The following is an 18,843-nucleotide window of genomic DNA, read 5'->3' on the forward strand; positions in this document are numbered from 1 at the left end:
GTTATGCAACATCCGTCGAAACCGTTGGCGAAAACCCGTCAGGGAACGCTGGCCGGGAGCGCAGAACAGGGGATTCATATCTGGCGCGGCATTCCGTACGCCGCGCCGCCCGTGGGCCCGCTGCGCTGGCGCGCGCCGCAGCCAGCCGCCCGCTGGCAGGGGGTACGTCCAGCCGAGACCTTTTCCGCCGCCAGCTGGCAGGACATTGACTACTGCCGCGAGCTCGGCGGCGGCGATCCTGGCGCCTTCAGCGAAGACTGCTTATATCTCAACGTCTGGGCCCCGGCCAGCGCAGCGCAGCCGCTGCCGGTGATGGTCTGGCTGCACGGCGGCGGGTTTACCATCGGCGCCGGCAGCCTGCCGCCTTACGATGGCAAAGCGCTTGCCAGCCGCGACGTGGTGGTGGTGACAGTTAACTACCGGCTGGACCATCTCGGCTTTTTCGCCCATCCGGCGCTGGAAGAAGAGGCGGGCGAACGTCTCTATAATTTCGCGTTGCTCGATCAGATTGCCGCTCTGCAGTGGGTTCAGGAGAATATCCACGCCTTCGGCGGGGATGCCGCCAACGTCACGCTGTTTGGCGAATCCGCCGGGGCGCGCAGCGTGCTGTCGCTAATGGCCTCCCCGAAAGCGAAAGGGCTGTTTCATAAAGCGATTATTCAGAGCGGGTATACGCTACCCGATCTGCCGCGGGAAAAAGCGCTGGAAAAAGGGCGCCTGCTGGCGGAACACTTCGCCTTACCGCAAGCCAGCGCTGAGGAATTGCGGGCGATCCCCGCGGAGGCCTTCTGGTCGCTCACCGCGCCGCTGAATACCGGGCCAGCGCCTATTGCCGGAGACGCGGTGCTGCCGCAGCCGATGCTGGAGACCTTCTTTGCCGGCCGCCAGCATCCGATACCGGTGATGATCGGCTCCAATAGCGATGAAGCCAGCGTGATGGCCGTGTTCGGCGTCGATATTGCCGGGCAGATCCAGAAGCTGCGCCGAGAGCGCCGTCTGGGGCTGGGGCTGATCAAACTCCTCTATCCCGGCGTGAAGGGCGATGAAGCGCTGGGGCGGGAAGTATGCCGCGACATGGCCTTCACCACCCTTGGTTATGTAGTGATGCAGGCGCAACAGCGCGTGGGTCAGCCGTGCTGGCGCTACTGGTTTGATTATGTCGCGGAAGCGGAGCATGACGCCTACCCGCATGGGGCCTGGCATGGCAACGAGGTGCCCTACGTGTTTGATAACCTGCGGTTGACCGACCCGGTGCGGCAGTACGCCAGCGAAGCGGATCTGGCCTTCGCCGCTCAGGTCGCTGACTACTGGGCGCAGTTTGCCCGCCTCGCCAGCGGCGAGCAGACGCTTTCCGGCGCAGTGCGCTGGCCGGCGTGCCTGCGCGGGCGGGATCGCCTGTTGCGCATTGGCTTGCATAAGCGCGCCGGGTTTAAAGTGGAGAACCGCTTTATGCGCGCCAGACTGGCGCTGTTTCGCCGGGTGATGAAGCATCACGTGACGCTGGAATAAATCCCATAATGCGCAACTGTCGCCACCGACCGGTGGCGACGTTATCTCACATGACCACCACCGGCTTGATCACCTTGCCGGACGCCGAATCGGCGAAGGCCTGGTTGATATCGGCCAACGGATAGCGGGCGATAAGCTTATCGATAGGGAATTTTCCCTGTTTATAGAGTTGCACCAACCGCGGAATAAACAGCGCCGGCACGGCGTCGCCTTCAATCACCCCGACCAGCGATTTTCCCTCCGCCATCAGGTCGTTCTGCACGTTAAGGGTGATATCTCCGGTAAAGCCCACAATCGCCACCGTTCCCAGCGGTTTCACCGCGTGTACGGCCTGCAGAACGATAGCGGAGACGCCGGTCGTTTCCACCGCGTAGTGGGCGCCTTTACCGGTGATTTGTTTAATCACGGCGACGGCATCCTGTTCCTTGCCGTTGATCTGATGGGTGGCGCCCAGTTCGCCCGCCAGGGCGAGGCGGCTGGCATGGATATCCACCGCGATAATCTGTGAACAGCCGGTTAATTTCGCTGCCATGATGGCGCTGAGCCCCACCGCGCCGCAGCCAAACACCACCAGCGATTCGCCGACCACCGGTTTCAGGCGGTTGAGCACCGTCCCGCTACCGGTCTGGATACCGCAGCCCAGCGGGCCGAGCAGGGTGAGATCAACCTCCGGGTCGACCACGACCGCGTTGCTGGCGCGGGTGACCACATACTGGCTGAAAGACGACTGGCCAAAGAACAGGGACAGATCCTGGTCTCCCAGCCGGTAGGGGGTGGTGCCATCCCCGCGTCGGCCGCCAAAATTAAGCGTATTAAAATCTTCGCAAGCCGAAGGGTGGTTGCTTAAACAATTTTCGCAGTGGTGGCAGGCGGCGTAGCTGAGCACCACGTGGTCTCCTACCCTGATGCCGCTAACCGCCTCGCCGACGCTGGCAACGATCCCGGCGCCTTCATGGCCGAGGATCGCCGGCATAGGCACAACCCCGGGGTTGTCGCGCATCACGGCGTCGGTATGGCAGACGCCGGTGGCGACAATTTTCACTAATATCTCGTCCTTCCCCGGCGGGGCGACCTCGACGTCTTTGATGACAAAAGGCTGCTGGTAGCCCAGCGTGACGGCTGCTTTCACTTGCATGGCATGACTCCTGAATGAATTCCCTGGAGAGCGTGGCGGGACAGCCCGAACGGCTCTCCCCTGTTGGCCGCTAACGTGAAGAAAGATAGCGGTTATCGGGGAAAAGTTAGCACCAGGCGCGATGGAAATTTGCGCGAATCGTGCCTAAAAAACGCGCGCGGCGAGGAGCGATACATGGGGTGAATATTCAGCACTGGAGAATAGATTTCCCTTGAATAGTCAGGGGTAAAAAGCGGCAGGCAGCGTGTATGCCCTGGCTACACGTCAGAGGAAATGAAAAAAACAGGCTGTTCCTCTGGACAGGGCTTTTTTACCTTTTTTCTGCTGGCAACAATTGGATTATTAATCGTTTTTGTCTAGAGTGGGCGGAAATTATCACGCAGCGTGATGACGCGTTGCGAATCAATTCACCCGTGCAGAAGGACGCTTTCTCAGGCATGAACCGCAGACGTTTTCTTAAATCTTCCATGGCTGTTGCCGCCGTATGCGGAACGTCAGGAGTCGCTTCCTTATTCAGTCAGGCCGCTTTTGCCGAAGACGCGGGCATTGCCGACGGGCAAACGCGTCGTTTTGATTATGCTGTTCTGCAGGCGATGGCTCACGATCTGGCGCGCCAGCCGTGGGGCGGCGCCCCGCGCGATCTGCCGCCGACGCTCGCCAATCTCACCCCGCAGGCCTATAACAGCATCCAGTACGATGCCAACCACTCGCTGTGGAACAATATTGAAGAGCGTAAGCTGGACATACAGTTTTTCCACGTCGGGATGGGGTTCCGTCGCCGCGTGCGGATGTTCTCTTTAGACGCCAGCACCCAGCAGGCGCGCGAGATCCACTTCCGTCCGGAGCTGTTTAAGTACAATGACGCCGGTGTGGATACCCGTCAGCTGGAAGGACAGTCTGACCTCGGCTTCGCCGGGTTCCGGGTGTTTAAAGCGCCGGAGCTGGCGCGCCGCGATATCGTGGCGTTCCTCGGCGCCAGCTACTTCCGCGCGGTAGACAGCACCTATCAGTATGGCCTGTCGGCCCGCGGTCTGGCGGTGGATACCTTTACCGATACCCCGGAAGAGTTTCCCGACTTTACGTCGTTCTGGTTCGAAACGGTCAAAGGGGACGCCACGGTGTTTACCGTTTACGCGCTGCTGGACAGCCCGAGCATCACTGGCGCCTACAAGTTCACCATCCACTGCCAGGATACCCAGGTTATCATGGACGTGGAAAACCACCTGTACGCCCGCAAGGATATCAAACAGCTGGGTATCGCGCCGATGACCAGTATGTTCAGCTGCGGCAATAATGAGCGGCGGATGTGCGACACCATCCATCCGCAAATCCACGACTCCGATCGGCTGTCAATGTGGTTGGGCAACGGGGAATGGGTCTGCCGGCCGCTGAATAACCCGCAGAAGCTGCAGTTCAATGCCTTCCAGGACAAGAACCCGCGCGGCTTTGGTCTGTTGCAGCTGGACCGTGATTTCTCCCACTACCAGGATGTGATGGGCTGGTATAACAAGCGTCCCAGCCTGTGGGTTGAGCCGCGTAACCAGTGGGGCAAAGGGGCGGTCAGCCTGATGGAGATCCCAACTACCGGCGAAACGCTGGATAATATCGTCTGCTTCTGGCAGCCGGAAAAGGCGGTGAAGGCGGGCGACGAACTGGACTTCCGCTACCGTCTTTACTGGAGCGCGCAGCCGCCGGTGAGCACTCCGCTGGCGCGCGTTCTGGCCACCCGCACCGGGATGGGGGGCTTCCCCGAAGGATGGGCGCCGGGTGAACACTACCCGGATAAGTGGGCGCGTCGTTTTGCCATCGACTTTGTCGGCGGCGATTTGAAGGCGGCCGCGCCGCGCGGTATTGAACCGGTGATCACCCTCTCCAGCGGGGAAGCGAAGCAGATTGAGATCCTCTACGTCGAGCCGTTCGATGGCTACCGGATCCTTTTCGACTGGTATCCGACCACCGACTCAACCGACCCGGTGGAGATGCGTCTGTTCCTGCGCTGTCAGGGAGAAGCCATCAGCGAAACCTGGCTCTATCAGTATTTCCCGCCGGCAGCAGATAAACGAAACTACGTTGACGATCGGATCATGAAATAACCCTGAGTCACCCGACGCCCGCAGGCAGTCCCTGCGGGCCAGAAGAGAGCGCTATGACCGCAGATATCCTAGCAGTACCTGAGTCGATCCCGGTAACCGACGCGCTGACGCTAATCGCCATTGATGAGCGCTACGTTAGCGACCTGCACCAGCTGGTGGTCAAAAACCAGCGCTGGCTACAGCAGTCGCTCAGTTGGCCCGCCGAGGTGCGCAGCGAAGACGAGACCCGCCGCCATGTGCAGGGCAACGTGATGCTGCATCAGCGGGATTACGCCAAAATGTTTTTGCTGTTTCTCGATAAGCAGCTAGTCGGGGTCCTGTCGTTCAATCAGATCGAGCCGCAGAATAAAACGGCCTATATTGGCTACTGGATCGATGAAGAGCACCAGGGGCAAGGGCTGCTTTCCCGTTCATTACAGGCCTTTATCCGCCATTATGCCGCCAGCGGGCTGGTGCGCCGGTTTGTGATCAAATGCCGGGTGGCGAACACCCGCAGCAACCAGGTAGCGTTGCGCAACGGGTTTGTTCTGGAAGGCTGTCTCCGACAAGCCGAGTATCTGAACGGTAGCTATGACGATCAGAATATCTACGCCCGCATTATTGACCGCGATGAGGCATTAAAGCGCGCCTAACAGCGGCGTGCGGGTGATGTGCTGCTGGCCGTCAAGCGTTTTCGGGCCGCGCAGATGAATGGCCTCTCCCTCCTGTGCGGCAATCTGCACCTCGTCATTGATGGAGACCTGGTGCTCAACGATCACATCGCCGGTGATGACTGTCCGCCCCTGGATCAGCACATCGTCGTCGAGCAGAATCGGACCACCTCGCAGCTGCGCCTCGCCGCCGACCATCGCCCGATGCTTCAGCAGGCAGTTGCCTTCAATCACCGCATTCTCTGCCACCTGCGAACTGTAGCGCACGGTGGGAATGGCATCCTCTCCGCGACCGGCGATCAGGCGCGCGTGCCCGTATACCCGGGCGTTATCGCATACCCAGACGTCGTTTTCTTCGTTCCCTTCAAGTCTTGCCTGGTCAAACACTTCCGCCCGATGTTCGACAAACGCATGCTCAACGAAGGCATCGCCGTAGATTTGCGCCTGGTGGAGAATGCGCGAGGCGCTGACGGTGGCTCGCTGATAGATCTGCAGGACTTTGTCGCGATCGGCGGTTAACCCGCGCGCGGCAATCACCTGGCAGTGGGGGAGAAGGCGCGCCTCGTCGGCAAGGCGACAATAACCGCGCACCTGGCTCTGCATAACCGTGACGTTGTCACTGATCTGCGCGTGATGGCTGATCTGCGAGGAGTGAATGCAGGCCCGTCCGCCGATGGTGGCCTCATGGCTGACCACGCAGAACCCGGTTAAGCGGGCGTCGTCACGGATGCGCGCCCCGGCGAAAACCACGCTGTTGATATCGTAGATCCAGCACTCCCCCTGCTGGCTGAGAGCGCATTCCTCATCCACCCAGCCGCCTTCGCTGCCCGCTTTGACGTCAGCGAAATCAATAAGCGCCACGATCTGGCGCAGGGTGACGCTTTGTTTGCCATGCTCTTCCTCATAACAATACTGCCGGGTCTGTTCGCTGAGACGGTATTTACGCATGGCCGATCCTTATTACTTATGGTTAACATAAACATAGCAAAGATCGCCATAGCGCGCGGGATAAGGTTCCTTTAAAATGCAACTTCAAATTAAATTGATATCATCAATAAAATGAATAAAACGCAAACGCCGCGGCAGGTGCTAAACCTGCCGGCGGGTTATTTTGGCATGGTGCTCGGCACCATCGGAATGGGCTTCGCCTGGCGTTACGCCAGCACCCTCTGGCCGGTCAGCCGCAGCATTGGTGATGGGCTGGTGACGCTGGCGATGGCGATGTGGGTCCTGCTCAGCATGGCGTTTATCAGCCGGGCGATCCGCTTTCCGGCGAGCGTGCTGCGGGAGATGCGTCATCCGGTGAGCAGCAGCTTCGTCAGCCTGTTTCCGGCCACCACGCTGTTGGTGGCGATTGGTTTGGCTCCCTGGTGCCGGCCGCTGGCGATCGGGCTGTTTGTGCCGGGCGTGGCGCTGCAGCTCGCCTATGCCGCCTGGCAAAGCGGTGGGCTATGGCGGGGGAACCATCCTCGCGAGGCCACCACGCCGGGGTTGTATCTGCCGACAGTAGCCAATAATTTTATCAGCGCGATGGCCTGCGGCGCGCTGGGATTTTCCGATGCCGGACTGGTGTTCCTCGGCGCCGGGGTCTTCTCCTGGCTGAGCCTCGAGCCGGCGATCCTCCAGCGTCTGCGCAGCGCAGGCGAGCTGCCGACGCCGCTGCGCACCTCGCTGGGGATCCAGCTGGCGCCTGCGCTGGTGGCCTGCAGCGCCTGGCTCAGCGTCAACGGCGGGGAGGCCGATACCTTCGCTAAGCTGCTGTTTGGTTACGGCCTGCTGCAGCTACTGTTTATGCTCCGTCTGATGCCCTGGTATCTTCGTCAGCCGTTCAATGCTTCTTTCTGGAGCTTTTCGTTCGGCATTTCCTCGCTGGCCACCACCGGTCTGCATCTCGGCCAGGCCAGGGGAGACGGCTTTTTTCATCATCTGGCGATGCCGCTATTTATTTTTAGCAATCTGGTTGTCGGCCTGCTGCTGCTGCGTACAGCGTTGCTGTTGGTCAGCGGGAAACTGTTGCTCCAGGTCGACCGGGAAACACTCCTGAATAAGAAGGAAGGATCATGACAAAGCGTGACGCGGATTATTTTAGTCAAAAATACAGCCTGACCCGCACCCATTCCGAGGTGCTGCATGCCGCGACGATTGTGCCGCCGGGGCGGGCGCTGGATCTGGGCTGCGGCAACGGGCGTAACAGCCTTTATCTGGCGGCGAACGGCTTCGCGGTGACGGCGTGGGATAAAAATCCGATGAGCGTCAACAATCTGGAAAGTATTCGCGCCGCCGAGCGACTGGATAATCTGCAAACGGCGGTGAAAGACCTCAACAGCCTGAGCTTTGGCGGCGAGTATGACCTGATCCTCTCCACCGTAGTGATGATGTTCCTCGAGCCTGACACCATCCCGGGCCTGATCGCCAATATGCAGCGCTGCACCGCCGCCGGCGGCTATAACCTGATTGTGGCGGCGATGGATACCGAAGACTATCCCTGCACCGTCGGCTTCCCGTTTGCCTTTAAACCTGATGAGCTTCGTGATTATTACCAGGGCTGGGAGCTGCTGAAATACAATGAGGACGTCGGTGAGCTGCATCGCACCGACGCCAACGGCAATCGCATCAAATTGCGCTTCGCCACCCTGTTGGCGCGCAAGCCTGCCTGATTCGCCGCGGCGTGGGAAGCTGAGCATGGCCCGCGCCGCATTCCCCGCCAGAGCCTGGGCAAGACAGAGACCCGTTGCGGCGAAAATGAGCCTGGAAAACCGCGCGATACCCCTTTTAAGTGATTATTTATTAACGTAATGTTCAGGCAATCAATATTTATAAATCTTCCTTGACGAAGCCCTTTTTTTGTCACAAAACTAGTGGGTCCTATTTGCTATAACGTCTGCCGAAAAAAAACTGCATTTACAGGGATCTCTCTATGCGTACTCGCGTTTTACTGAAAGTCGCCGCTCTGGCGGGAATATTGGCGTTGACCGGCTGTGCGGCGAAAGTGGCGCAACCGGATCAGTATTCGGGCTTCTTAAAAGATTATTCCAGTTTGAAAGAAACGACCTCTGCCTCCGGCAAGCCGGAGCTGCGCTGGATCGATCCGAACTTCAATCCGGCCAACTATGACAATATTGTTTATCACCCGGTGACCTACTATCCGGTACCGAAGCCGACCACCCAGGTAGGGGAGAAGGCGCTGCAGGATATTCTTAACTACACCAACAAAGAGCTGAAACAGGCTATTTCCGAGCGTAAACCGCTGGCCACTACCGCCGGCAAGCGCAGCCTCATCTTCCGCGGGGCGATCACCGGGGTGGACTCCAGCAAAGAGGGGCTGCAGTTCTATGAAGTGATCCCGGTCGCTATGATTGTCGCCGGCACCCAGGCCGCCACCGGCCATCGTACCATGGACACCGATCTGTACTTTGAGGCGGAGGTCATTGACGCCAGCACCAATAAGCCGGTCATCAAGGTCGTTCGGAAAGGGGAAGGCAAAACCCTGGCGAATGAGAATACACCGCTGACCGTCGATACCCTGAAGCAGGTTATCGATGATATGGCGGTCGACGCCGTTAAATTCGATCCCTCTCAGCGTTAATCGTGCCAGCGCCGTCTGACGACGGCGCTGTTTTTCTTCAGCCTCCTCAGGCCAGCCTTCGGCGCAGCAATAGCTGTTCCGGTTTGGCAAACATCACCAGGTTACCCAGCAGGATCAGCGCCAGCCCGATCACGGCGTTGCTGTGCCAGACATACCCTTCATAGACGGTGGAAATGGATAAGGCGACCAGCGGAAACAGCAGCGTACTGTAGGCGGCTTTGCTGGCGCCGATGCGCCCAACGAGAGTGAAATAGGCGCCAAAGGCGATGACCGAGCCGAACAGCGCCAGGTAAAGCAGGGCGCCCAGATAGCTGACGGTCCATTCTGGCATAAAATTATCGCCGCGCAGCAGAGCGATCGCCCCCATCACCAGCGTGCCGTAGAGCATCGCCCAGCTGTTGGTGGTCAGCGTTTCCAGCCCGCGGCGCTGGTGGCGAATACTGAACATATTGCCGAGCGAAAAACCGTAGGTGCCCAGGGCGCTCAGCCCGATCCCCCACAGCAGCGAGGCGTTCAGTCCGTTGGCCAGCAGGTCGTCCCAGAACAGGATGACGATACCGGCGAGACCCAGCGCGGCGGCGGCCCAGAAGCGGCCCGGCGGCTGCTGGCGAAAAAAGAGAAAGCTGTTGATGGCGTTAAACAGTACCGCCATCGAAAAGATCACCGATTCCAGACCGGTATTGATCCAGGCGGCGGCGGTATAAAAACACCAGAAATTAAAGCAGAAGACGCAGCAGCCCTGCAGCAGGCAGCAGAGATGATCTTTCGCGCCCAGCGGCCGCAGGCGTCGTGTGACGAGCAGAATCGCCAGCATCGTGACGCTGGCTACGGCGAAACGCCAGAAAATCGATACCGGCGCGGCCACCGGTCCCTGTTGTAAAAAAATCGCAATCCACGTTGTACCCCAGATCACGACAACGAGTGCATAGAGTAATGCGTTCACCCTGGTTCTCCTCTACCTGTTGATGGGAGGAGTATGCCGGCTGCCGCCTGCTGCGGCTTTCACCGGTTTGTTGTCGGCTTGCAAATTCTTGCGCTTATTTGCCATCCGCTGGCGGTGAGGACTGGAAACCGCGCCGTAGTCTCCCTAGACTAGGGCTTTTACAGACAATGTGTGAAGACGATGGGTTACGGGACATTTGAAACATTACGGCGACAGAACGCGGTGCTGAAGGGAACCGTGGAGCTGAATTCCGGTATTCAACTGGCCGCCTGGTATAACAATTGCGATACCGTGACGGTGCGCAGCGACCATCATACCTTAAGTCTGTACGTGGCTGATGGCTACGAAAGCTATCAAAAGACGCCGCACGGCTGGAAAAATGGCGGCGGCCCGGACCGTTTTTGTCTGATGCCGAAAGGCGATGAAAGCGTATGGGATATCCGCGGCGATCTGTCGTTTGTGCATCTTTACTGTACCGATGCGCACCTGCGTCGCGTCGGCGAGGAGGTGTGGGACCGCAGCCCGGCGAATTTCACCCTACAGGAAAAGACCTTCGCCAGCGATGATAAAATCACCGCAGTGTATCGTCAGTTTTTGCTGGCTAACGACTGGCGGCAGCCGGCGAACCAGCTGACCCTCAGCGCCGCCAGCAGCTTACTGCTTACCCATCTGATCCAGCACTATTCCACCGTGCAGTGGCGTTTGCCGACGGTCACCGGCGGGCTGGCGCCAGGCGTAAAGCGTCACGTACTGGCCTGGATCGATGCTCATCTCGATCAGCCCTTGACCCTGGCCGACCTGGCGCAGCAGGCGGGTCTGAGTGAGTTTCATTTTGCTCGTATGTTTCGTCAGTCGCTAAATATGGCTCCGCATCAGTACGTCATGCAGCAGCGAATGGCGAAGGCGCAAAACCTGATCTGCCATAGCGCGCTGCCGTTAACCGAGATAGCGCTGGCCTGTGGTTTTAGCTCCCCCAGCCATTTCAGCCATCGGGTCAAAGCCGCCACCGGCCTGACGCCCTCCCAGCTACGGGCGGCGCAGCGCGGATAGCACGCCGTAACTCACCCCGCCGAGCACCACGCCCCAGAAGGCGGAGCCAATTCCCGCCAGCGTCACCCCGCTGGCGGTGACCAGGAAGGTTAACACCGCCGCATCGCGCTCACTGGCCTGATGCACTGCTTGAAACAGACTCCCGCCGATGGTGCCGAGCAGCGCCAGACCCGCCAGCATCTGGATCCACGCCGGCGGCAGGGCCGACATCAGGGCGGTGATTGACCCGCCGAACAGACCGGCCAGCAGATAAAAACCGCCCGCGGCTATGGCCGCCAGCCAGCGCTGGTTCGGATCCGGGTGCGCCTCCGGGCTCTGGCAAATCGCAGCGGTGATCGCCGCGATGCAGATGGAATAAACCCCAAACGGCGCCAGCAGTAGTGCCAACCCCCCGCAAACGACGATCAGTGCGGAGACCGGTACGGTATAGCCTGATGCCTGCAGGGTGGCGAACCCCGGAGCGTTCTGCGAGGCCATGGTGACGAGGAAGAACGGCAGACCGACGCTGAGCAAAAGCGCCGGAGTAAACTGCGGGGCGACCCATTCCGGCGTCACAAATGCCAGCGGCACGGCGGCGCTAGCCACATCCCCGGACGCCGCCGCAATCAGCGCTCCAATCACCAGCGCGGCCACCACGGCGAAGCGGGGGCACAGCGCTTTACACAGCAGCCAGGCGGCGAGCATCCCGCCGCACAGCGGCAGATGATCCTGTAAGCCGGCGAAGGCCTGCAAACCAAACCGTAGCAGGATCCCAGCCAGCATCGCGGCGGCCAGCGAATGGGGAATGATCTGCATCAGCCGGGCAAACAGGCCGGTGGCGCCGCAGATAACGATTAGCGCGTTGGCGAAAATAAAGATCCCCACGGCCTCGGCGAGGGTCACCCCCTGCAGGCCGCTAACTAACAGCGCAGCGCCCGGCGTTGACCAGGCGGTGAGCACAGGAACTTTCCGCCAGGCGCTCAGCGCGAGAGTACTGATGCCCATGGCGAGGCCAAGAGCCGTCATCCAGCCGGCGATCTGCCCGGGGGTAGCGCCGGCCGCGGCGGCGGCCTGCCAGATGATGGCGGCGGAGCTGGCGTACCCCACCAACACGGCGACGAAGCCAGCGAACAGAGTGGGAAGCGGAAGACTAAACGAGCGCATAGATGATTCTCATGTGCGTTATAACATCCATTCAATGTATCATTGTGCGTTATAGCGCACAAGCGGTGGTTCGCGCAGCTACCCTGGGAGAAAAACTCGCCGCCAGTGGCGTACGATGCCGTTAAACGTCCTGAAAAAATCAGACAAATGGCGGTATACTTTGCGCAGTAAAAACAGGAGGAAGGATGAATATTGCGCAACATCTGGCGGCAACGCTTAAAACCCTGCGCCAGCAGCGAGGCTGGAGCCTGTCGCGACTGGCGGAAGAGACCGGGGTGTCGAAAGCCATGCTCGGGCAGATTGAGCGGAATGAATCAAGTCCAACGGTGGCGACGCTGTGGAAGATTGCCACCGGGCTGAACGTACCGTTTTCGGCGTTCATCGTCCCGGACGCCAGCGCCGCGCCCTCCGCGTTTGATCCGCAGCAGCAGGCGATGGTGGTGACGCCAGTATTCCCGTGGGATCCCGAGCTGCGCTTTGACCATTTTTCGATAACCCTTGCCCCCGGCGCGCTGAGCGAATCAACGCCGCATGAGAAAGGGGTGATTGAGCATGTGGTAGTGATAAGTGGTACGCTGGATTTGTGCTTACAAGGGGAGTGGCACTCGCTGCAGGCGGGTGAGGGTAGGCGTTTCGCCGGCGACGCGACGCATGCGTATCGTAACCGCGGCGCCCAGGCGGCCCATTTCCATTCTCTTATCCATTATCCAAAAGAAAAAACCGCGAGCGAACCCGCGGCCAGACAAGATGACTGATGATAACCACTCACAACGTGACGAGGAAAATCCGGAATACGTGATGACAGTACTCTTCGCCGTGATTTGAGGGAAATATCTTTTCCGTCAATACTTTGTTGAAAAGTGAAAATTCGTCGTCCAGCGACGGCGGAAAAGGTTTTCGTCTGCGCCCGGTTCTGACTACAATAGCCGCCATTTCGACCCCCTTATACTGGATAACAACACGCGTATGCGCCTGCACAATCATCGTCTTGAACTTCTTAGTCCTGCCCGCGACGCCGGTATCGCTCGCGAAGCGATCCTTCACGGCGCCGATGCCGTTTACATCGGTGGACCTGGCTTTGGTGCCCGCCACAACGCCAGCAACAGTCTGAGCGATATCGCCGGGCTGGTGCCTTTCGCTCATCGCTTTGGCGCAAAGGTATTTGTGACGCTGAACACCATTCTGCATGACGATGAACTGGAGCCGGCGCAGCGGCTGATTACCGATCTCTACGACGCAGGCGTCGATGCGCTTATCGTGCAGGATATGGGGATCATGGAGCTGGATCTGCCGCCGATTGAGCTGCACGCCAGCACCCAGTGCGATATTCGCAGTGTGGAAAAAGCGAAGTTTCTCTCCGACGCCGGCTTCAGTCAGATCGTGCTGGCGCGCGAACTGAACCTCAGTCAAATCAAAGCCATTTACGACCACACTGACGCCACTATCGAATTCTTTATCCATGGCGCGCTGTGCGTGGCCTATTCTGGGCAGTGTTACATTTCGCACGCCCAGACCGGACGCAGCGCCAACCGCGGCGACTGCTCGCAGGCTTGCCGCTTGCCGTATACCCTGAAGGACGATCAGGGGCGGGTGGTGGCCTATGAGAAACATCTCCTGTCGATGAAGGATAACGATCAGACCGCCAACCTGGCGGCGCTGATCGACGCTGGCGTACGCTCCTTCAAAATTGAAGGCCGTTACAAAGACATGAGTTATGTGAAAAACATCACTGCGCACTATCGTCAAATGCTGGATGCCATTATCGAAGATCGCGGCGACCTGGCGCGCGCCTCGGCTGGACGCACCGAGCATTTCTTTATCCCGTCCACGGATAAAACCTTCCACCGGGGCAGCACTGACTACTTTGTTAATGCCCGCAAAGGCGATATCGGCGCCTTTGATTCGCCGAAATTTATCGGCCTGCCGGTGGGTGAAGTTCTGAAGGTAGGCAAAGACCATCTCGACGTTGAAGTCAGTGAACCGTTAACCAACGGCGATGGTCTCAACGTGATGATTAAGCGCGAAGTGGTGGGCTTCCGTGCTAATACCGTGGAAAAAACCGGCGAAAACCGTTATCGGGTATGGCCGAACGAGATGCCAGCGGATCTGCATAAAGTGCGCCCCCATCAGCCGCTCAACCGCAACCTCGATCATAACTGGCAACAGGCGCTGCTAAAGACCTCCAGCGAACGCCGCATCGCGGTAGATGTGACGTTGAGCGGCTGGCAGGAGCAGCTGGTTCTCACCATGACCTGTGAAGATGGCGTCAGCGTGACCCACACCCTTGACGGGGAGTTCGCCGAAGCTAACCAGGCGGAGAAAGCGCTGGCCAACCTGCGTGACGGTGTCACAAAACTGGGGCAAACCATTTACTATGCGCGCGAGGTGCAGGTTAATCTGCCGCCGCTGTTTGTGCCCAACAGCCTGCTCAACCAGCTGCGTCGGGAAACTGCGGAGATGCTGGATGAAGCGCGCCTCAACGCCTGGCAGCGCGGCACCCGCAAGCCGGTCTCCGTACCGCCGCCGGTCTACCCTGAGACCCATCTCTCCTTCCTCGCCAACGTCTATAACCACAAGGCGCGGGCGTTCTACCAGCGCTATGGCGTACAGCTGATCGACGCCGCCTATGAAGCGCACGAAGAGAAGGGCGATGTGCCGGTGATGATCACTAAGCATTGTCTGCGGTTCGCCTTCAACCTCTGCCCGAAGCAGGCGAAAGGCTCCATCAAGAGCTGGAAAGCCACGCCGATGCAGCTGATCCATGGCGATGAGGTCCTGACCCTGAAGTTTGACTGCCGTCCGTGCGAAATGCACGTGGTCGGCAAGATCAAAAACCATATCCTCAAAATGCCGCACCCGGGCAGCATTGTGGCCTCCGTCAGCCCGGACGATCTGATGAAGACGCTGCCGAAGCGCAAAGGGGCCTGATTCGAGTCGATGCTATTGGCAGGATGCCCGCGGTTTACGGTCGTCCTGCCAGCGGTGATGTTCGCGCAGGTCTGCGGCGGCCTCCTCGTGCTGGCTGCGAAGCTCATCGCTATCCGCTTCGTGCAGCAGCTGCTGTTCGAGACTTTGCACCGGAAAGTACTCGTGTCCCTGACGATGGGCTAACAGATGCCCGGAAAATAATGCGCACAGTAACAGCAGGGCGCTTATGCTTCTCTTTAACATACCTTTTCTCGACGGAACAATGGCGTGGACATACTATGTCAGGCGCAATGCAGGCTTTTTTCCAGGCATCTCAAAGAACGGCAAGAGTTTGTCAACGATGGCTGACGAAGGATGAAAAAAGGCCTGACGCGGAAGCCAGGCCAGAGTGTTACGCTTTCGGCGGCAGCGGTTTCCCGCTGTGCTCGCTCCCTTTTGGCGGCTGCTTGCCGTTGTGCTGCGGCTGTTTACCGTCGTGCTGCGGCTGTTTACCGTCTCGTTGTGGCTGTTTGCCGTCTCGTTGTGGCTGTTTGCTGTTGTATTGCGCTTGCTTACCTTCGTGTTGGCCGTTTTTCACCGGCGGTTTACCCTGATGCTGCGCGCCTTTTTCCGGCGGCGGCGGGTTGTCGGCAGCAAAAGCCCATGACGACATTCCCAGCGTCATTACGGCGGAGAGTAAAGCTAACTTCTTCATAGCAATATCCTTTCTTCAGATGTATCGCCGTATTTCATCAGGCAAAAGTGAAGATAAGATGGAGAAGTCCCTTTTCGGACCTCTCTGCATCCCACTCAGACTTTTAGCCCTGCGGCGGTCATCAGCAGGCGAAACAGCAGGCTTATGGCGGCCAGCGTCAGTACGCTACCTCCCCAGAGCGCGATCAGCCACAGCAGACGTTTAGGCCAGGCAGTACGCATCAGTGATATCCCTCCCCAGGCTGAACTTTGCCGCGGAACACGTAATAGCTCCAGCAGGTGTAGCCAAGAATGACCGGAATAATCAGCAGGGCGCCCACCAGCATAAAGCCCTGGCTTTGCGGGGGAGCGGCAGCCTGCCACAATGTGATGGCCGGCGGGATAATATGCGGCCAGATGCTGATCCCTAGTCCGCTGAAGCCGAGAAAGACCAGGCCCAGCGTCAGCGTGAAGGGCGAAACATGGCGGTCGCGCTGATGCAGCGTGCTCCACAGCCAGCCGCTAACGAGGATCACCAGCAGCGGTACCGGCAGCAGGAAATAGAGATTCGGCAGGCTGAACCAGCGGGCAGCAATCGCCGGGTGCGCCAGCGGAGTCCACAGGCTGATGACGGCAAACACCGCCAGCAGGGCACCCAGCAACTGCCGCGATGCGCTGCGCATTCTCTGCTGCAGCGCGCCTTCACTTTTCATCACCAGCCAGGTGGCGCCGAGCAGCGCATAGGCCACGCATAGTCCGAATCCGCAGAACAGGCTGAACGGGGTCAGCCAGTCAAACATGCCGCCGCTGAAGGCGCGACCGCTGACGGTGAAACCGTTGATCACCGCCCCGACCACCACGCCCTGGCTGAAGGTTGCCAGCAGGGAGCCGCCAAAAAAGGCGCGATCCCAGAATGGCCGGTGCGATGGCGTGGCCTGGAAGCGAAACTCAAAGGCGACGCCGCGAAAAATCAGGCCGATCAGCATCAGGGTCAGGGGGATCGACAGGGCGTCGATGATCACCGCGTAGGCGAGAGGAAAGGCGCCAAACAGGCCGGCGCCGCCGAGCACCAGCCAGGTTTCATTGCCATCCCATACCGGCGCGACGCTGTTGACCATTACGTCGCGATCCCCGCCGCCCCGCACCGTGCTGAACAGCAGGCCGATGCCCAGATCAAAGCCATCCATGACGATGTACATCAGCGTGGCAAAGACGATAATCACGAACCAGATCACCGATAATTCGATACCCATTAGCGGGACTCCTTCTGCAGATAACCTTCAGTGGCGGCGGACAGCGGGCGGGCTGGCGTACCGGTTGTCGCCGGGAGCATCTCCTGCGGCCCCTTGCGGATCAGGCGCAGCATATAGCTGTAGCCGACGCCGAAGACGGCGCTGTACACTACGATAAAGGTCAATAAACTGACCGACATATGCAGATCGCCATGAGCGGAAACGGCATCGGCGGTGCGCTGAACGCCATACACCACCCAGGGTTGGCGGCCCACCTCGGTGGTCACCCAGCCGGCGAGAATAGCGATCAGGCCGGATGGCCCCATCCACAGGGCAAAACGCAGAAACGGCCGCGAGTGGTATAGCCGGTCGCCGCGACGCAGCCACAGGGCCAGCACGCCCAGCAGCAGCATCAACATGCCCAGCCCGGCCATCAGGCGAAATGACCAGAACACCACAGTAGAATTCGGGCGCTCCTCAGGAGCGAACTCTTTCAACGCCGGCACCTGTTTATCAAGACTGTGGGTGAGGATCAGACTGCCCAGGGCCGGTATCTCAAGCCCGTAGCGGGTGCGCTCCTGGTCCATATCGGGCCAGCCAAACAGCAGCAACGGCGTTGGCTCACCCGGCGGATTTTCCCAGTGCCCCTCAATGGCGGCGATTTTCGCCGGCTGGTGCTTCAGGGTATTCAGGCCATGCATATCGCCGATCAGCGCCTGGACGGGGGCGACCAGCAGCGTCATCCATAGCGCCATCGAGAACATCTTACGGATCGCCGGCGACTGATTGCCGCGCAGCAGATGCCAGGCCGCCGAGGCGCCGACAAACAGCGCGCTACTGAGAAATGCCGCTACTGTCATATGCAATAATCGGTAGGGGAACGACGGATTAAAGATCACCGCCAGCCAGTCGACGGGCACGACCTGGCCATCAACGATCTCAAACCCCTGCGGGGTCTGCATCCAGCTGTTAGAGGCGAGGATCCAGAAGGTGGAGATGATAGTACCCAGCGCCACCATGCAGGTGGCGAAAAAGTGTAGCCCCGGCCCCACGCGGTTCCAGCCGAAAAGCATCACCCCGAGGAAGCCCGCTTCCAGAAAAAATGCCGTCAGGACTTCATAGGTCAGCAGAGGGCCGGTTATGCTGCCTGCAAACTGTGAGAAACCGCTCCAGTTGGTGCCGAACTGGTAGGCCATCACCAGCCCGGAAACGACCCCCATACCGAAGTTGACGGCGAAAATCTTCGACCAGAAATGGTACAGCGAGCGCCAGACGGGATTTTTTGTTTTTAGCCATAAGCCTTCGAGCACCGCCAGATAGCTGGCCAGTCCGATGGTAATGGCGGGGAAGATAATATGAAATGAGACCGTAAAAGCGAATTGAACTCGCGCCAGATGGAATGCATCAAGACCGAACATGCAGGACTCCACAACAAAATTGATTCAGCGCAATTTTAGGTGGAGTGACGACTGAGGGGCAGAGGCAGTCACGCCATTTTTTATCATAACAGTTGGCCGCTGTTATGATTTTTCAGCTGTTGCCAGGGCGAGAAAATATCCTTGAGCAACCTTGATTAATCCCTGCGGAAGGTGATTAGGCGTCTATTCCGCTGTCTGTCATGTTATTGCTAACGGCTGGCTACGCGGCCCTGCCGCCGGTATGGCGTAGTCACCTGGTCGGCATAATATATCCTTACCACCCGCCGTAGCGCATATTTTGGCTTACGAAATCCGCCACGGATTTTTACTCTGATTTATTGTCACTCATTAGTATGAGAATAAGTAAAAACGCTGAGCCGGTTAATCGTAAATTAAATAATAATAAATTGTCGGCTCCGCGGCTAATTTGTACTGTATGAGCTCGGGAATAAATAAAAGGGAATGCCAATGTCTGAAAAAGGAT

19 protein-coding genes are annotated in these 18,843 nt (G+C 58.9%); 9 read left to right on the forward strand and 10 right to left on the reverse strand.

Annotation, left to right across the window (positions count from 1 at the left end):
- Positions 1-3: 3 nt before the first annotated feature.
- Positions 4-1,509, forward strand: a complete 1,506-nt coding sequence (locus KHQ23_RS17300) for a carboxylesterase/lipase family protein (protein ID WP_211776859.1) — start codon at positions 4-6, stop codon at positions 1,507-1,509.
- A gap of 46 nt (positions 1,510-1,555) precedes the next feature.
- On the opposite strand, the gene KHQ23_RS17305 is transcribed toward KHQ23_RS17300, so the two are convergent.
- Positions 1,556-2,644, reverse strand: coding sequence for an NAD(P)-dependent alcohol dehydrogenase (locus tag KHQ23_RS17305; protein ID WP_032434631.1), 1,089 nt, complete (start codon positions 2,642-2,644; stop codon positions 1,556-1,558).
- A 437-nt stretch (positions 2,645-3,081) separates the two neighbouring features.
- On the opposite strand from KHQ23_RS17305, the gene KHQ23_RS17310 reads away from it, so the two are divergent.
- Together KHQ23_RS17310 and rimL are read left to right on the forward strand one after the other, a co-directional pair.
- Positions 3,082-4,737, forward strand: a complete 1,656-nt coding sequence (locus KHQ23_RS17310) for a glucan biosynthesis protein D (RefSeq protein ID WP_002907489.1) — start codon at positions 3,082-3,084, stop codon at positions 4,735-4,737.
- A 53-nt stretch (positions 4,738-4,790) separates the two neighbouring features.
- On the forward strand, positions 4,791-5,369 hold the full coding sequence (rimL, locus tag KHQ23_RS17315) for a 50S ribosomal protein L7/L12-serine acetyltransferase (protein ID WP_004200103.1): 579 nt from the start codon (positions 4,791-4,793) through the stop codon (positions 5,367-5,369).
- On the opposite strand, the gene ydcK is transcribed toward rimL, so the two are convergent.
- On the reverse strand, positions 5,355-6,335 hold the full coding sequence (gene ydcK / locus KHQ23_RS17320) for a YdcK family protein (RefSeq protein ID WP_015958510.1): 981 nt from the start codon (positions 6,333-6,335) through the stop codon (positions 5,355-5,357). The two genes, rimL and ydcK, sit on opposite strands and share 15 nt — an antisense overlap.
- A 111-nt stretch (positions 6,336-6,446) precedes the next feature.
- On the opposite strand from ydcK, the gene tehA reads away from it, so the two are divergent.
- The 3 genes from tehA to KHQ23_RS17335 all read left to right on the forward strand — a co-directional run bounded on the left by tehA (position 6,447) and on the right by KHQ23_RS17335 (position 8,973).
- Positions 6,447-7,451 (forward strand): dicarboxylate transporter/tellurite-resistance protein TehA, encoded by a 1,005-nt coding sequence (gene tehA, locus KHQ23_RS17325; RefSeq protein ID WP_015958509.1) that lies wholly within the window; start codon positions 6,447-6,449, stop codon positions 7,449-7,451.
- Positions 7,448-8,044: a tellurite resistance methyltransferase TehB gene (gene tehB, locus KHQ23_RS17330; protein ID WP_015958508.1), complete on the forward strand. Its 597-nt coding sequence runs from the start codon at positions 7,448-7,450 to the stop codon at positions 8,042-8,044. Before tehA ends, tehB begins: the two co-directional genes overlap by 4 nt.
- 260 nt (positions 8,045-8,304) lie before the next feature.
- The gene (locus KHQ23_RS17335; RefSeq protein ID WP_004184252.1) at positions 8,305-8,973 is read left to right on the forward strand and encodes a DUF3313 domain-containing protein; all 669 of its coding nucleotides are present in this window, start codon (positions 8,305-8,307) and stop codon (positions 8,971-8,973) included.
- A 46-nt stretch (positions 8,974-9,019) separates the two neighbouring features.
- Here KHQ23_RS17335 and KHQ23_RS17340 read toward each other — a convergent pair whose 3' ends face one another.
- Entirely contained in the window at positions 9,020-9,916 is an 897-nt protein-coding gene (locus KHQ23_RS17340; protein ID WP_004175913.1) for a DMT family transporter, read from the reverse strand.
- 180 nt (positions 9,917-10,096) lie between these two features.
- Here KHQ23_RS17340 and KHQ23_RS17345 point away from each other — a divergent pair, with 180 nt between their 5' ends.
- Positions 10,097-10,966: an AraC family transcriptional regulator gene (locus tag KHQ23_RS17345; protein WP_004151213.1), complete on the forward strand. Its 870-nt coding sequence runs from the start codon at positions 10,097-10,099 to the stop codon at positions 10,964-10,966.
- Here KHQ23_RS17345 and KHQ23_RS17350 read toward each other — a convergent pair.
- Positions 10,943-12,109, reverse strand: a complete 1,167-nt coding sequence (locus KHQ23_RS17350) for a benzoate/H(+) symporter BenE family transporter (protein WP_015958506.1) — start codon at positions 12,107-12,109, stop codon at positions 10,943-10,945. The genes KHQ23_RS17345 and KHQ23_RS17350 overlap by 24 nt on opposite strands.
- Before the next feature lie 185 nt (positions 12,110-12,294).
- On the opposite strand from KHQ23_RS17350, the gene KHQ23_RS17355 reads away from it, so the two are divergent.
- Positions 12,295-12,864 carry a helix-turn-helix domain-containing protein gene (locus KHQ23_RS17355; protein ID WP_002907473.1) on the forward strand — a complete coding sequence of 190 codons (570 nt, stop codon included), beginning with the start codon at positions 12,295-12,297 and terminating at the stop codon, positions 12,862-12,864.
- Between the two features lie 10 nt (positions 12,865-12,874).
- On the opposite strand, the gene KHQ23_RS17360 is transcribed toward KHQ23_RS17355, so the two are convergent.
- Complete coding sequence (locus KHQ23_RS17360; RefSeq protein WP_020806151.1) at positions 12,875-13,042, reverse strand: hypothetical protein; 168 nt, start codon at positions 13,040-13,042, stop codon at positions 12,875-12,877.
- A gap of 33 nt (positions 13,043-13,075) precedes the next feature.
- Between KHQ23_RS17360 and KHQ23_RS17365 the strand changes: the two genes are divergently transcribed.
- Positions 13,076-15,037, forward strand: coding sequence for a U32 family peptidase (locus KHQ23_RS17365; protein ID WP_002907469.1), 1,962 nt, complete (start codon positions 13,076-13,078; stop codon positions 15,035-15,037).
- A 12-nt stretch (positions 15,038-15,049) separates the two neighbouring features.
- On the opposite strand, the gene KHQ23_RS17370 is transcribed toward KHQ23_RS17365, so the two are convergent.
- The 5 genes from KHQ23_RS17370 to KHQ23_RS17390 all read right to left on the reverse strand — a co-directional run bounded on the left by KHQ23_RS17370 (position 15,050) and on the right by KHQ23_RS17390 (position 18,359).
- A complete protein-coding gene (locus KHQ23_RS17370) occupies positions 15,050-15,280 on the reverse strand; it encodes a DUF2554 family protein (RefSeq protein WP_004143781.1) in 231 nt (76 codons plus the stop codon).
- 148 nt (positions 15,281-15,428) lie between these two features.
- Positions 15,429-15,731, reverse strand: a complete 303-nt coding sequence (locus KHQ23_RS17375) for an acid shock protein (protein WP_021466040.1) — start codon at positions 15,729-15,731, stop codon at positions 15,429-15,431.
- Between the two features lie 95 nt (positions 15,732-15,826).
- Positions 15,827-15,952, reverse strand: a complete 126-nt coding sequence (locus KHQ23_RS17380; RefSeq protein WP_004180143.1) for a DUF2474 domain-containing protein — start codon at positions 15,950-15,952, stop codon at positions 15,827-15,829.
- Entirely contained in the window at positions 15,952-16,962 is a 1,011-nt protein-coding gene (gene cydB / locus KHQ23_RS17385) for a cytochrome d ubiquinol oxidase subunit II (RefSeq protein ID WP_014907503.1), read from the reverse strand. Before cydB ends, KHQ23_RS17380 begins: the two co-directional genes overlap by 1 nt.
- Entirely contained in the window at positions 16,962-18,359 is a 1,398-nt protein-coding gene (locus KHQ23_RS17390; RefSeq protein WP_004151214.1) for a cytochrome ubiquinol oxidase subunit I, read from the reverse strand. Before KHQ23_RS17390 ends, cydB begins: the two co-directional genes overlap by 1 nt.
- Positions 18,360-18,843 lie beyond the last annotated feature (484 nt).

Origin of the sequence: Klebsiella sp. 64, assembly GCF_018223915.1 — a bacterium.
Lineage (GTDB): Bacteria > Pseudomonadota > Gammaproteobacteria > Enterobacterales > Enterobacteriaceae > Klebsiella > Klebsiella pneumoniae.